Genomic DNA, 13168 nt, shown 5'->3' with positions numbered 1-13168 from the left:
TTTGGCTGGATATACCCGGCTTCATGCGAATGGCTAGTGGGTATGCCACGAGAGTATTACCCATAAGTGTTGTGCGTCGGTTTACTCAGAAATGTGCCGGGTGAACCTCGCCAACGCCGCTGTACATGAAGTATGACGGGTATAAAAAGGAACCGCCAACTGGCGGCTCCTTTTTTGCATCTTAAGACTGCTTGCTCATCGCGGCGACTTCAGCAGCGAAGTCAACTTCCGCTTTCTCAATGCCTTCACCCACTTCGAAACGGATGAAGCTGATGACGTCAGCTTTGTGCTCTTTCAGCAGATCGCCAACGGTTTTGTTGGGATCCATCACGAAGTGTTGACCGGTCAGAGAGATTTCGCCGGTGAATTTATGCATACGGCCTTCGACCATTTTTTCTGCGATTTCACGCGGTTTGCCAGATTGCATGGCAATGTCCAACTGGATCTGGTGCTCACGCGCGACCACATCAGCCGGGACGTCTTCTGCTTTCACGTACTCAGGTTTGCTGGCAGCAATGTGCATAGCAACGTGCTTAACCAGTTCTTCGTCAGCGCCGGTAGCGGCAACCAGTACGCCAATGCGTGCGCCGTGCAGGTAAGCACCCAGCACGTCACCTTCCTGAATAGCGATACGACGAATATTTATGTTTTCACCAATTTTCGCGACCAGCGTAGTACGCTGCTCTTCGAATTTCGCTTTCAGAACGTCAACGTCGGTGATGCGTTCGTCCAGCGCAGCCGTTGCAACTTCTTCGCCAAAAGCTTTGAAGCCAGCATCTTTAGCAACGAAGTCAGTTTCGCAGTTCAGCTCAACGATAACGCCATATTTGCCGTCAGCCACGATCTTGGTCAGAATCACACCTTCAGCAGCAACACGGCCTGCTTTTTTCGCAGCTTTAGCCTGGCCAGACTTACGCATGTTATCGATAGCAAGTTCGATATCACCGTTAGCTTCGACCAGCGCTTTCTTGCATTCCATCATGCCAGCGCCAGTACGCTCGCGCAGTTCTTTTACCAGGGCAGCGGTAATTTCAGACATTATCTTTTCCTCGGTTATCTCGTGGGAGATAAGTAAAAGGGGGCCATTAAGGCCCCCTAACCAACATATTCAATACCTGGTTAATAAGGGCTCGACGGAGCCAGTCTTATTATTCAGTTTCTACCAAGCCTTCTTCCGCTTGAACAGCCAGATCTTGAGAACGGCCTTCACGAACAGCGGTAGCAACAGCGCTCAGGTACAGGGTTACTGCACGGATGGCGTCGTCGTTGCCAGGGATGATGAAGTCAGCGCCATCCGGATCGGAGTTGGTATCAACCACAGCAAATACCGGGATACCCAGGTTGTTTGCTTCTTTGATGGCGATGTGTTCATGGTCGGCGTCAACCACAAACAGAGCATCTGGCAGGCCGCCCATATCTTTGATACCGCCCAGGCTGTTTTCCAGCTTGTCCAGTTCACGAGTACGCATCAGAGCTTCTTTTTTGGTCAGCTTGTCGAAGGTACCGTCTTGAGATTGGGTTTCCAGATCTTTCAAACGCTTGATGGACTGACGAACGGTTTTCCAGTTAGTCAGCATACCGCCCAACCAGCGATGGTTCACGAAGAACTGGTCGCAGTTGTTTGCAGCGTCTTTTACCGCTTCGCTTGCAGCGCGTTTCGTACCAACGAACAGGATTTTGCCTTTGCGAGAAGAGATTTTGCTCAGCTCAGCCAATGCATCGTTGAACATCGGAACGGTTTTTTCAAGGTTGATGATGTGAACTTTGTTACGCGCACCAAAAATGAAAGGTTTCATTTTCGGGTTCCAGTAACGGGTCTGGTGACCGAAGTGTACGCCAGCCTTGAGCATATCGCGCATGGAAACAGTTGACATGATTACCTCTATAAATTGAGTATGTGGTTAAGCCTCCACATGCCCCATTACACCGACCCTTCAGCCACGTCATAAGACATTGACCTTCGAACACCCCGGTGAACGTGTCGACATGTGTGTGTTATTTACACATATGAGTTTAGTGAATTCCGCTGAACCTGTTAGCCAGACCCAGTCAGATCACCGGCGCGCTTTATACCATAAAGTCCCCACCGACACCAACTTTTGCTGCACCATTTACCCGATTTTCTCCTGACGTACCGCCATTGAATCCAAATGGGGATTTGGCACCATCCGTCAGGGCTGATAACATAATTGGTTAGTGAGTAACCTTAAATTCGTCGACTGCTTCGACACCCGCGGACAATTTTGCATGGCTATATCAATAAAAACCCCTGAAGACATCGAGAAAATGCGCGTCGCTGGCCGCCTCGCGGCGGAAGTGCTGGAAATCATCGAACCGTATGTGGTTCCCGGTGTCAGCACTGGCGAACTAGATCGCATCTGCCACGACCATATTACCAACAAGCAGCAGGCCATTTCTGCCAGCCTCGGTTATCACGGTTTTCCGAAATCGGTGTGTATCTCTATCAACGAAGTGGTATGCCACGGCATTCCCAGCGATGAGCGTCTGCTGAAAGACGGTGACATCATCAATATCGACGTCACGGTCATCAAAGACGGCTTCCACGGTGACACCTCCAAGATGTTCATCGCCGGTAAACCCACCATTCTGGGCGAACGTCTGTGCCGTATCACACAGGAAAGTCTCTATCTGGCGCTGAAAATGGTCAAGCCAGGCATCCGGCTGCGTGCCCTGGGTAAAGCCATACAGGTATTCGCGGAAAGCAATGATTTCTCCGTCGTACGTGAATATTGCGGCCACGGTATTGGTCGCGGTTTCCATGAAGAACCTCAGGTGCAGCATTACGATGCCGATGACGGCGGCGTAGTGCTGCAAGCGGGCATGGCATTCACAATTGAACCGATGCTTAACGCAGGCGATTTCCGTATCTGCACCATGAAAGACAGTTGGACGGTAAAAACCAAAGATCGCAGCTTGTCGGCGCAATACGAGCATACTATTGTGGTAACCGAAAACGGTTGCGAAATTATGACGCTGAGGAAAGACGACACCATCCCCAACATCATTTCGCACCCGGCATAATGGTGCGCCAGCCCGACGGTTATCTTTCGGCGGCGGCCAGGGATACCGTTAACAGGGCTGGCGTCTCTTTTATGGCGTTTGCCAGGCAACGCTTAAGGGCTGTGAATTTATTAATGACAACAACGCTTCTCACTCCGCCGACGTGTTCACCGCTGACATACAGCCCCCCACCCCCCATTAACCTACAGCGACAGCGAATTGGATTGCTCAGCGCTCAAACTGTCCATGGAGCGTTTTCAGACGTGGTTAGGCGCTAAATTTCGCACCGGGGTAGCCGCCGAAACGTTGATTACCACCAGAACCTTTTTTATCGACCATCTGCTGCAACGTCTGTGGACGTTTTACGGTTTCGAATCTGCCGCACAAACGGCGCTGGTGGCCGTTGGTGGATACGGGCGCGATGAGTTGCACCCACTGTCGGATATTGATGTGCTGGTACTCAGCGGGCAGTCGCTCAGCGCCCATCAATCTCAACAGGTGGGCGCGTTTATCACGCTGCTGTGGGACCTCAAGCTTGAAGTCGGTCATAGCGTGCGCACGCTGGATGAGTGCCTGCAAGAAGGCAGAGCGGATATTTCCGTGGCGACAAACCTTATCGAATCGCGCCTGATCTGCGGCGATGTGGCACTGTTTCTCCCCTTACAAAAACAGATTTTTAGCGAAGATTTTTGGCCCTCCTCCGCCTTTTTCCCGGCCAAAATCACCGAACAGCAAGAACGGCATCAGCGTTACCACAGCACCAGCTACAATCTTGAACCGGATATAAAAAGTAGCCCCGGTGGGCTGCGCGATATTCACACCTTGCTCTGGGTTGCCCGGCGCCATTTTGGTGCCACGTCGCTCAACAAAATGGTCGGATTTGGTTTTCTCACCGAAGCCGAGCGCAACGAGCTCAATGAATGTCAGAGCTTCCTATGGCGCATTCGCTTTGCCTTGCATCTGATTCTGTCGCGTTACGACAACCGTTTGCTGTTTGACCACCAGCTCAACGTGGCACAGTTGCTGAATTACCGTGGTGAGGGTAATGCGCCGGTTGAGCACATGATGAAAGATTTCTATCGCGCGACGCGCCGCGTCAGCGAGCTTAATCATATGCTGCTACAACTGTTCGATGAGGCCATCCTGGCGTTGGATGCCAGTGAAAAACCCCGCGCGATAGATGATGAATTCCAACTGCGTGGCAATCTGATCGACCTGCGTGATGAGACGCTGCTCATGCATAAGCCGGAAGCCATTATGCGCATGTTTAGCACCATGGTGCGCAACGATGAGATTACTGGCATCTATTCCACCACGCTGCGCCAATTGCGTCATGCACGTCGCCATCTGACCCAACCGCTATGCGCAATTCCTGAAGCGCGGCACCTTTTTATGGCTATTTTGCGCCATCCACACGCGGTAAACCGTGCCCTACTGCCAATGCATCGTCATAGTGTATTGGAAGCGTATACACCGTTATGGAGCAATATTGTCGGGCAGATGCAGTTCGATCTGTTTCATGCCTATACCGTGGATGAGCACACGCTGCGTGTGCTGCTCAAACTGGAAAGCTTTGCCGACGAAGAGACGCGCGCCCAGCATCCACTGTGCGTGGAACTGTATCCGCGCCTGCCGCAGCCGGAATTGCTACTACTTGCGGCGCTGTTTCATGACATTGCTAAAGGACGCGGCGGCGATCACTCGGAACTGGGGGCGCAAGATGTCGTTGAGTTTGCCGCGCTGCACCAGCTTAATTCACGCGAAACGCAACCTGGTTGCCTGGTTGGTGCGCTGCCACCTGCTGATGTCGGTTACCGCACAGCGTCGCGACATTCAGGATCCGGCGGTTATCCAGCAGTTCGCCGCTGAAGTGAAAAGCGAAACCCGCCTGCGCTACCTGGTCAGCCTCACGGTTGCCGATATCTGCGCGACCAACGAAAACTTGCGGAATAGTTGGAAACAGAGCCTGCTGCGCGAACTTTATTTCGCCACCGAGAAACAGCTGCGCCGCGGGATGCAAAATACGCCGGATGTGCGCGATCGCGTACGCCATCATCGCCTTCAGGCCTTGGCGCTGCTGCGCATGGACAATATCGATGAAGAAGCGCTGCACCCTATCTGGAGCCGCTGCCGCGCAGATTATTTTCTGCGCCATTCGCCGAATCAGCTTGCCTGGTACGCACGCCATCTGGTTGAGCATGATTTACATAAGCCATTGGTGCTTATCAGCCACCAGGCTAGCCGCGGCGGCACAGAAATTTTCATCTGGAGCCCGGATCGCCCTTATCTGTTCGCCGCTGTGGCAGGCGAACTCGACCGTCGCAACCTGAGCGTGCATGATGCGCAAATTTTCACCAGCCGCGATGGTATGGCAATGGACACCTTTATCGTACTGGAACCCGACGGCAGCCCGGTCGCACCGGATCGCCACGAGTTTATTCGCCAGGCGCTGGTTCAGGCGCTCACGCAGCGCGATTACCAACACCCGCGCCCGCGCCGCGCTTCCTCCAAATTACTCCATTTCAGTGTGCCCACGGAAATCAGCTTCCTACCGACACATACGGACAGACGCAGCTACATGGAGTTGAGCGCACTCGATCAACCGGGCCTGCTGGCGCGCCTGGGTAAAGTGTTCGCCGATCTCAACGTGTCGTTACACGGTGCGCGCATTTCCACTATTGGCGAGCGGGTAGAAGACATTTTTATCCTTGCAGACAAAGACAGACGCGCATTATCTCCGGAATTGCGCCTTATCTTGCAACAACGGTTGACAGAAGCCCTCGACCCAAACGATAAAGTAACCCTGAATTAACCATTGACTGACAGCACAGAAAGAGAAACAGGATGCATCAATTACAAAACGTTATCGAAACCGCCTTTGAACGCCGTGCCGACATTACGCCGACCTCCGTGGACAGCGTAACCCGTGAAGCCGTTAATCAGGTAATTGGCTTATTGGACAGCGGCGCACTGCGCGTGGCGGAAAAAATCAATGGCGAGTGGGTGACGCACCAATGGTTGAAAAAAGCGGTGCTGCTCTCTTTCCGTATCAATGACAACCAACTGATGGAAGGGACGGAAACCCGCTACTACGACAAAGTGCCGATGAAATTCGCCGGTTACGATGAAGCTCGCTTCCAACGCGAAGGTTTCCGCGTAGTACCCCATGCCAGCGTGCGTCAGGGCGCATTTATCGCCAGCAACACGGTACTGATGCCGTCTTATGTCAACATCGGTGCTTACGTTGACGAAGGCACCATGGTTGATACCTGGGCGACCGTCGGCTCTTGCGCACAGATCGGAAAAAACGTTCACCTGTCCGGCGGTGTCGGCATCGGTGGCGTACTGGAGCCGTTGCAGGCTAACCCGACCATCATTGAAGACAACTGCTTTATCGGTGCCCGCTCTGAAGTGGTAGAAGGTGTGATCGTGGAAGAAGGCTCCGTTATCTCCATGGGCGTGTTTATCGGCCAAAGCACTAAAATCTACGATCGCGAAACCGGTGAAGTGCATTACGGTCGCGTACCGGCAGGCTCGGTCGTCGTTTCCGGCAACCTGCCGTCGAAAGATGGCAGCTACAGCCTGTACTGCGCCGTGATCGTGAAAAAAGTGGATGCGAAAACCCGCGGTAAAGTGGGTATCAATGAGTTGCTCCGTACCATCGACTAAACTGAACAAGGCGGTTTACCCGCCTTTTCTTTATCACTCCCCAAAAGGTGGCGCCATGTATGACAATCTAAAAAGCCTGGGTATCTCCCATCCCGATGAAATTGATCGCTATAGCCTGCGCCAGGAGGCCAGCAACGACATCCTGAAAATCTATTTTCGTAAGGATAAAGGGGGGTTTTTCGCCAAAAGCGTAAAATTTAAATATCCGCGCCAGCGTAAAACCATCGTTGCGGATAACAGCGGCAAGGCTTTAAAAGAGATCAATGAGATCAGCCCCAATCTGCGCTATGTCATTGATGAGCTCGACCAGATTTGCCAACGCGATCAGGTGGAAGTCGATCTGAAACGCAAAATCCTTGATGATTTGCGTCATCTGGAAAGCGTGGTGGCAAACAAGATTAATGGGATCGAATCCGATCTGGAGAAACTGACCAAAGGGCGTTAATACGCTGCACGTCTAGTTCTTTTATTGCTGCTGACAAGCCCCATGCGTTGCCGTGGGGTTTTGTTTTTACTGTCACAGATCTTACGTCACTGACGTAGTATCAGTGTACCCAATCTTCCAGCATCAACGGCAGCCTTATCCCAAGGCAAGATGGCATCAAGGCAAAGACAAAACTCATCAACCAACGATGATATGACGTGGGGAGGCTTTCTTACCAATAGCGCCGAAACGCATTTCGGCATAAGTGATCGCCGACACCACAACACGGTGGCGGCGTAAAACAGCCTGTTCCAGAAGACGAATAACCGTCTCAGGATGCTCTCGCATGATGAAAGAGCAGATATTGGTGTCCAGCATGTACAGGTTACTCATAGCTGAAAGCGGCCCTCATCGCAGACAACGTTTTCGCGTTCTGTCAGGAAATCGGCATCCGCCTTTGCTTCTTGCAGAAAGGAGCCCCAACTGGGTTTGACCGGGCGCAGGATCAGCGTATCGCCCTCTCGCACGATCTTCAGTTCAGTGACGCCTTCAAAATCCATGTCGCGAGGCAGGCGGATAGCCCGGTTATTGCCATTTTTGAAGACAGAAACAATACGCATGGTTATACCTCACTGGCCGTTCGGCCTTTATGCTTGCAAATGCATATCCCAAGTATATGCAGATGCGTGGCATATGCATAGCCCATGCGCGGTTATCAGCCTGCTTCCACCAACCCCGCCCACTGCTCTACCCACGGGCAGGAAAGCACTTCTGGCTCCGGGCATTCTGTCGCGTCAATCTGAAGCACATCTCCCACACGCTGAGCCGCCATCTCTTGCAACAACGCATCAAACTGCTTGCCCGCGCCGCAAAAATGGGGGTAACTGCTGTCGCCCAGTGCAATGACGCCATAGCGCAGCGCTGGCTGATGACCACCTTTTTCACGCAGCGCAGCAAACAAGGGGGCGATGGAATCCGGCAGATCCCCTTGTCCGGTGGTGGACGTTACCACCAGCACATATTGCTCGCGATACGCCAGCCAGGATGACAGCTCGACATCTTCAAACACCTTGACCTGATGGCCGCGCTCACTCAGCAGATTCTCCGCCTCTTCTGCAACCAGCAATGCGTTTCCATAAACCGTGCCAACAAAAATACCAATTTGCGCCATGATGATGACTCCACGTGTAATGTATCGCTGCGTGCCCGATAACGCCGTATCTGCGCTATTCGGCAATACTGGAAAGGCCATTATCCTGCCCCGAGTCAGGCGGAAACTCAACCCTTTCAGCATCAGGGAGACTGCCCAGCCAGCCAAATTGCGTCATTACGCGCATCCATGCCATATCCAACCCAGCACGTAATACCAAGGGCTCCCCTGTTACAGGATGGCACAGCGTCAGTTGGCTGGCATGCAACATCAAGCGTCCACAACCAAAATGCGCGGCCATTGCGCGATTCTGACGCAAATCACCGTGCTTTGAATCACCCCAAATGGGATAAATGCACCATATGACGACGCAACTGATGTTTGCGTCCCGTCTGCGGCATCAGCTCAACCAGGCTGTATCGGGCGGTAGGATAGCGCCCTACTGCTATCGGTTGCTCCACCTGTGCCAGAGAACGGTAGTGAGTAATAGCCGTCTGAGGTTGTTTATCGCGCTGGGCAAGCTTGTCAGCCACTTTGTCCAGTTCTTCAATCAGCGCATAGTCGATGGTATCGCTGCCGGAAAGGTAACCACGCACGACCGCATTATAGGTTTTCTGAATCTGGTGCTGTTCGAACTGCTGCGAAAGCAGGCGCGCAATGTCGCTGGAAAGCCACAGCAGCAGCACGCCTGACGTTGGCCTGTCCAGACGATGGACCGTGAAAACATGTTGACCAATCTGATCACGTAGCGTCTGCATGATCACTACTTTTTCTTTGCTATCCAGCCAACTGCGGTGAACCAACCACCCAGCCGGTTTATTAATGGCGATCAGATGCTCATCCTGATACAGAATTTCAAGCATCCAGATCTCCCTGCGCATCGGCAGGCACAAACAGTGCATCCAACGCGCGCGGTTGTTCCAACAGCGGCGAGATGTCGTTGATATCCCCGGTCAGGGCCTCTTAAAAATAGTGGGTGATCGCGGGCGCCTGGGGTAAGGGAACGCCGCCATCCAGCATCGCATGCAGTCGCGGCAACAGTACCCATTGCAAACACTGTTCGGCGCTCATGGTGTCAATGCAGAAAGGTTCTGTGCTGGTAAACGCACTGGCCTGCGGCGGGGCGGATTGCCAAAACACGCTGTCGCGTAGCGTGCGTTCAATTTCCCATAAGGCGTGTCGAATGTGGTCTTGGTGCGTCATGCTTTTCTCTCACCGGCTGCGTGGACGGCAAAGCATATCATTGAAGCAGGGGGGGCCCAACAGGCGCAGGGCTGCGGTGGCAACGCAATAGCGGGCCGCGTCTGCAAAGCGTTAACGGATACTCTGCGACAAGAAAGTTGGGGGCACTGAATATCAGTGCCACGGTTCGTTTTATAGCTTTCCCGCTACACCACTGCGTCCCTGCTCATCCGTGAAAACTTTTCCTTTGCAGTTATCCTAACCTGCTCTTCGTGCAAGCGTCCAACTTTTGTCCTGACCGTTCTTCCTGCATCTTCCGTGAAGATATTCCCTTTAGGCTCCTGCCCCACCGCCACTCCGTAACGGCTCTCAATCTCCTTCCTGGAGGTGTCCTTGGTTTCATCCTGAAGTTGTTATCCTTCTTTGCCACATTTAGCGATAAAGTGATACATCCTGTAACTGGTTACTAAGATGTATTAAAAGGCGACGAACAGCAAGACCCTGATCAGATTTTTTCTTATATTTACGCTGAAACCCCTAATGCAAAGAAAAATATAATCCATTAATTAAAAAGAAAAAACAAAAAAAGTGCATGAAACGAGGAAAACACAGAGATATCTCACAATAAATGCAAGATATCTCTTACACGCATATCCGCCAGATAACGCAGGCAGCCATCATCATACTCTCGGTTGCAACTGTTGCAGGAACACAGACAAAAAGGGAGCCAACACCCGATGTTCACGTGTACCAAAGGTTTCAAGCCATACTTCACCGCTAACATTGGATAACGAGATAAGCGCCATTTCTGATTCCGTCGTGGCTAAAAACAGCGTCGGCGGCAACTTAAGTCGCTTTTGCGTCAGCAAATGCCCGATCAGATTTTCTTGCACACGCACAAAATCATCCTCGCTCCACGATTGCAGTAGCAGGCAATCAATATCGGCAAAGCGCGCTTCCATATCCCCGGCATACTGCGTGGTAAAAAAGGCTTCAGCATCAGGATTCAGCGCAATTGTCAGCGCACGCGACACGCCTTCAAGTGTCGCGCCCTCGGCCACAGGCTGAGGAGTCCAAAATACCCGCTCGCCGTCATTTTCCACTACGCAGGGTGAAGCAACGCCGTACAACGCCTCACTGGCGGGCAAATGGTCATAGGCTTGCTGCCAGGCCGCCATATAGCGCTGGGTAAACCCCTGGAGTGCGTGCTGCACATTGTCATCCATACTTTTTTCTCTTCACTGAGCGAGTCGGTTACACTACTGCATATCGTTTTTACTTTGCAAAGGCATGTTATGTCCACTTTTGACAAACAGGATGCGCTCAGTGCGTTACCGTTGGGAAAACCGACATCTTACCACGACAGCTACGATGCCGGCTTATTACAAGCGGTTCCACGCAGTTTAAACCGCGACCTTTTGGGCATTGATGCCGCGCATTTGCCGTTTCACGGTGAAGATATCTGGACATTATACGAACTCTCTTGGCTTGCACCCAACGGAGTGCCGCAGGTTGCCGTAGGCGAAATGCATTTGCAGGCCGATAGCCCAAACCTTATCGAATCCAAAAGCTTCAAACTCTACCTGAACAGCTTCAATCAGACGGTTTTTGAAAATTGGCAACGGGTACAAGAGACACTAACGCGCGATCTGGCCGCCTGTGCGCAGGGTGAGGTTAGCGTGGCGCTGTTTTCGCTGGATGCCTTTCAGGGACAGACGCTGGGCCAATTCCAAGGAGAATGTATTGACGGACTGGATATTCAGATCACGGATTATGCGTTCAATGCCGACCATCTCGCCAACGCCTGCCACGCACAGAGCCCCGTTGTTGAAGAAACATTGGTGAGCCATGTGCTCAAATCCAACTGCCTGATCACTCACCAGCCGGATTGGGGCCCGGTACAAATTCGCTACCGGGGCAAACGTATCGACAGAGAAGCCCTGCTGCGCTACATCGTCTCCTTTCGGCACCACAATGAGTTCCATGAGCAGTGCGTGGAGCGTATCTTCAACGACCTGATGCGTTTTTGCCAGCCAGAAGCATTGACCGTTTACGCGCGCTATACACGCCGCGGCGGGCTGGACATCAATACCTGGCGTAGCAACACCGACTTTATTGCAAACACCGGTCGCTTACCCCGGCAATAGTACGGGATACGATACAATATCGTCATTCAGAAACGGCATTATTGGAAAAACTGATACCATCAGGTTAAGGTGGAGCAATACATAAAATCAGTGTTATGCCTCTTGCCACCCCAGTGGCGACAAGGGATAACCTGGAGATTTTGTTGTTATACACTGCGTTCTCAAGGAGTAAAATTGATTACACATATCAGCCCGTTAGGGTCTATGGATTTGTTATCGCAGTTGAAAGTGGACATGTTGAAAAGCACGGCCAACAGCGATCTTTACCGTTTATTCCGCAACTGTTCGCTTGCCGTGCTGAATTCCGGCAGACAAACCGATAACAGCAAAGAGCTGCTATCCCGCTACGAAGATTTCGATATCAATGTGTTGCGCCGTGAACACGGCGTGAAGCTGGAACTGGTCAATCCTCCGGAAGACGCTTTCGTCGATGGCGACATTATCCGTTCGTTGCAGGCCAACCTGTTCGCCGTACTGCGCGACATTCTGTTTGTGAACGGGCAAATCACCTCGGCAGAGCGCTATCAGAACCTGAATCTGGAAAACAGCGCCCACATTACCAATCTGGTATTTTCTATTTTGCGCAATGCGCGTGCGCTGCACGTCGTGGAAGAGCCCAACATGGTGGTGTGCTGGGGCGGCCACTCCATTAATGAAACTGAATATCTCTACGGACGAAAAGTCGGTAGCCAATTAGGGCTGCGTGAACTGAACATCTGCACCGGCTGCAGCCCCGGCGCCATGGAAGCACCGATGAAAGGTGCCGCCGTCGGCCACGCGCAGCAGCGCTATAAAGAAGGTCGCTTTATTGGCATGACGGAACCGTCCATCATCGCCGCCGAGCCGCCTAACCCGCTGGTGAATGAACTTATCATCATGCCCGATATCGAAAAACGCCTCGAAGCCTTCGTACGCATCGGGCACGGTATCATTATTTTCTCCGGCGGGGTCGGTACGGCGGAAGAGTTCCTCTACCTGCTGAGCATCATGATGAATCCGGAAAACAGCGAACAGGTGCTGCCTATCATCCTGACCGGGCCGGAGGAAAGCGCCGATTATTTCCATGTTCTGGATGAATTTATCATCACCACCCTGGGCCGTCAGGCGCGCCGTTACTACTCCATCATCATTGATGATGCAGCGGAAGTGGCGCGGCAGATGAAGAAAGCGATGCCGCAGGTGAAGGAACATCGCCGTCATACCGGTGACGCCTACAGCTTTAACTGGTCATTGCGCATCGCACCCGATCTGCAATTGCCGTTTGAGCCCACTCACGAGAATATGGCAAACCTCAATCTGCACCCCAATCAAGCCCCAGAAGCGCTGGCCTCTGCGCTGCGCAAGGCGTTTTCTGGCATTGTGGCGGGCAACGTCAAAGAGGTTGGCATACAGGCGATTGAAGAGCACGGCCCGTACAAGATCCACGGCGATGCACAACTGATGCAAAGCATGGATAAACTGCTGCAAGGGTTCGTTGCGCAGCAAAGGATGAAGCTGCCGGGCAGCGCCTACATCCCTTGCTATGAAATCTGTACCTGATGCCATACTGGCGGGAAAACCGGATTTTCCCGCCAC

At 52.5% G+C, this 13168-nt stretch carries 11 protein-coding genes and 3 pseudogenes; 6 read left to right on the top strand and 8 right to left on the bottom strand.

Annotation, left to right across the window (positions count from 1 at the left end):
* Positions 1-181 precede the first annotated feature (181 nt).
* Both tsf and rpsB read right to left on the bottom strand, forming a co-directional pair.
* Positions 182-1039: a translation elongation factor Ts gene (gene tsf / locus JZM30_RS01185; protein ID WP_252317278.1), complete on the bottom strand. Its 858-nt coding sequence runs from the start codon at positions 1037-1039 to the stop codon at positions 182-184.
* A gap of 109 nt (positions 1040-1148) precedes the next feature.
* The gene (gene rpsB / locus JZM30_RS01180; RefSeq protein WP_252317277.1) at positions 1149-1874 is read right to left on the bottom strand and encodes a 30S ribosomal protein S2; all 726 of its coding nucleotides are present in this window, start codon (positions 1872-1874) and stop codon (positions 1149-1151) included.
* A 373-nt stretch (positions 1875-2247) separates the two neighbouring features.
* Between rpsB and map the strand changes: the two genes are divergently transcribed.
* The 4 genes and pseudogenes from map (at position 2248) to JZM30_RS01160 (ending at position 7135) form a co-directional block, all read left to right on the top strand.
* Positions 2248-3042 (top strand): type I methionyl aminopeptidase, encoded by a 795-nt coding sequence (gene map / locus JZM30_RS01175; RefSeq protein ID WP_252317276.1) that lies wholly within the window; start codon positions 2248-2250, stop codon positions 3040-3042.
* A 198-nt stretch (positions 3043-3240) separates the two neighbouring features.
* Positions 3241-5833: pseudogene (gene glnD, locus JZM30_RS01170) on the top strand (bifunctional uridylyltransferase/uridylyl-removing protein GlnD).
* 32 nt (positions 5834-5865) lie between these two features.
* Positions 5866-6690, top strand: coding sequence for a 2,3,4,5-tetrahydropyridine-2,6-dicarboxylate N-succinyltransferase (gene dapD / locus JZM30_RS01165; protein WP_252317275.1), 825 nt, complete (start codon positions 5866-5868; stop codon positions 6688-6690).
* A 55-nt stretch (positions 6691-6745) separates the two neighbouring features.
* Positions 6746-7135, top strand: coding sequence for a DUF3461 family protein (locus JZM30_RS01160; RefSeq protein WP_252317274.1), 390 nt, complete (start codon positions 6746-6748; stop codon positions 7133-7135).
* A 119-nt stretch (positions 7136-7254) separates the two neighbouring features.
* Here the strand turns inward: JZM30_RS01160 and JZM30_RS01155 are convergent.
* The 6 genes and pseudogenes from JZM30_RS01155 to syd form a co-directional block, all read right to left on the bottom strand.
* A pseudogene (locus JZM30_RS01155) lies at positions 7255-7507 on the bottom strand (type II toxin-antitoxin system VapC family toxin); the annotation flags it as partial.
* Positions 7504-7734, bottom strand: coding sequence for a type II toxin-antitoxin system VapB family antitoxin (gene vapB / locus JZM30_RS01150; RefSeq protein ID WP_252317273.1), 231 nt, complete (start codon positions 7732-7734; stop codon positions 7504-7506). The pseudogene JZM30_RS01155 and the gene vapB, both read right to left, overlap by 4 nt.
* 95 nt (positions 7735-7829) lie before the next feature.
* The gene (locus tag JZM30_RS01145; protein WP_252317272.1) at positions 7830-8285 is read right to left on the bottom strand and encodes a flavodoxin; all 456 of its coding nucleotides are present in this window, start codon (positions 8283-8285) and stop codon (positions 7830-7832) included.
* A gap of 55 nt (positions 8286-8340) precedes the next feature.
* Positions 8341-9127: pseudogene (truC, locus tag JZM30_RS01140) on the bottom strand (tRNA pseudouridine(65) synthase TruC).
* Between the two features lie 100 nt (positions 9128-9227).
* Positions 9228-9467, bottom strand: a complete 240-nt coding sequence (locus JZM30_RS01135; protein WP_252317271.1) for a YqcC family protein — start codon at positions 9465-9467, stop codon at positions 9228-9230.
* Positions 9468-10126: 659 nt separating this feature from the next.
* Complete coding sequence (gene syd, locus JZM30_RS01130; RefSeq protein ID WP_252317270.1) at positions 10127-10672, bottom strand: SecY-interacting protein; 546 nt, start codon at positions 10670-10672, stop codon at positions 10127-10129.
* A 69-nt stretch (positions 10673-10741) separates the two neighbouring features.
* Between syd and queF the strand changes: the two genes are divergently transcribed.
* Positions 10742-11593: an NADPH-dependent 7-cyano-7-deazaguanine reductase QueF gene (queF, locus tag JZM30_RS01125; protein ID WP_252317269.1), complete on the top strand. Its 852-nt coding sequence runs from the start codon at positions 10742-10744 to the stop codon at positions 11591-11593.
* 174 nt (positions 11594-11767) lie between these two features.
* Entirely contained in the window at positions 11768-13132 is a 1365-nt protein-coding gene (gene ppnN, locus JZM30_RS01120) for a nucleotide 5'-monophosphate nucleosidase PpnN (RefSeq protein ID WP_252317268.1), read from the top strand.
* The last annotated feature ends 36 nt before the right edge of the window (positions 13133-13168 follow it).

This window comes from Candidatus Symbiopectobacterium endolongispinus, assembly GCF_018777385.1.
GTDB lineage: Bacteria > Pseudomonadota > Gammaproteobacteria > Enterobacterales > Enterobacteriaceae > Symbiopectobacterium > Symbiopectobacterium endolongispinus.
Note: the sequence above shows the minus strand (reverse complement) of the source record. Positions and strands in the feature narration are given on the sequence as shown.

What these genes read in the sequence shown, in the direction of transcription:
- rpsB (WP_252317277.1), bottom strand. Translation starts at nt 1,874, where the DNA reads ATGTCAACTGTTTCCATGCGCGATATGCTCAAGGCTGGCGTACACTTC.
- dapD (WP_252317275.1), top strand. Translation starts at nt 5,866, where the DNA reads ATGCATCAATTACAAAACGTTATCGAAACCGCCTTTGAACGCCGTGCC.
- JZM30_RS01145 (WP_252317272.1), bottom strand. Translation starts at nt 8,285, where the DNA reads ATGGCGCAAATTGGTATTTTTGTTGGCACGGTTTATGGAAACGCATTG.
- map (WP_252317276.1), top strand. Translation starts at nt 2,248, where the DNA reads ATGGCTATATCAATAAAAACCCCTGAAGACATCGAGAAAATGCGCGTC.
- JZM30_RS01160 (WP_252317274.1), top strand. Translation starts at nt 6,746, where the DNA reads ATGTATGACAATCTAAAAAGCCTGGGTATCTCCCATCCCGATGAAATT.
- queF (WP_252317269.1), top strand. Translation starts at nt 10,742, where the DNA reads ATGTCCACTTTTGACAAACAGGATGCGCTCAGTGCGTTACCGTTGGGA.
- vapB (WP_252317273.1), bottom strand. Translation starts at nt 7,734, where the DNA reads ATGCGTATTGTTTCTGTCTTCAAAAATGGCAATAACCGGGCTATCCGC.
- syd (WP_252317270.1), bottom strand. Translation starts at nt 10,672, where the DNA reads ATGGATGACAATGTGCAGCACGCACTCCAGGGGTTTACCCAGCGCTAT.
- JZM30_RS01135 (WP_252317271.1), bottom strand. Translation starts at nt 9,467, where the DNA reads ATGACGCACCAAGACCACATTCGACACGCCTTATGGGAAATTGAACGC.
- tsf (WP_252317278.1), bottom strand. Translation starts at nt 1,039, where the DNA reads ATGTCTGAAATTACCGCTGCCCTGGTAAAAGAACTGCGCGAGCGTACT.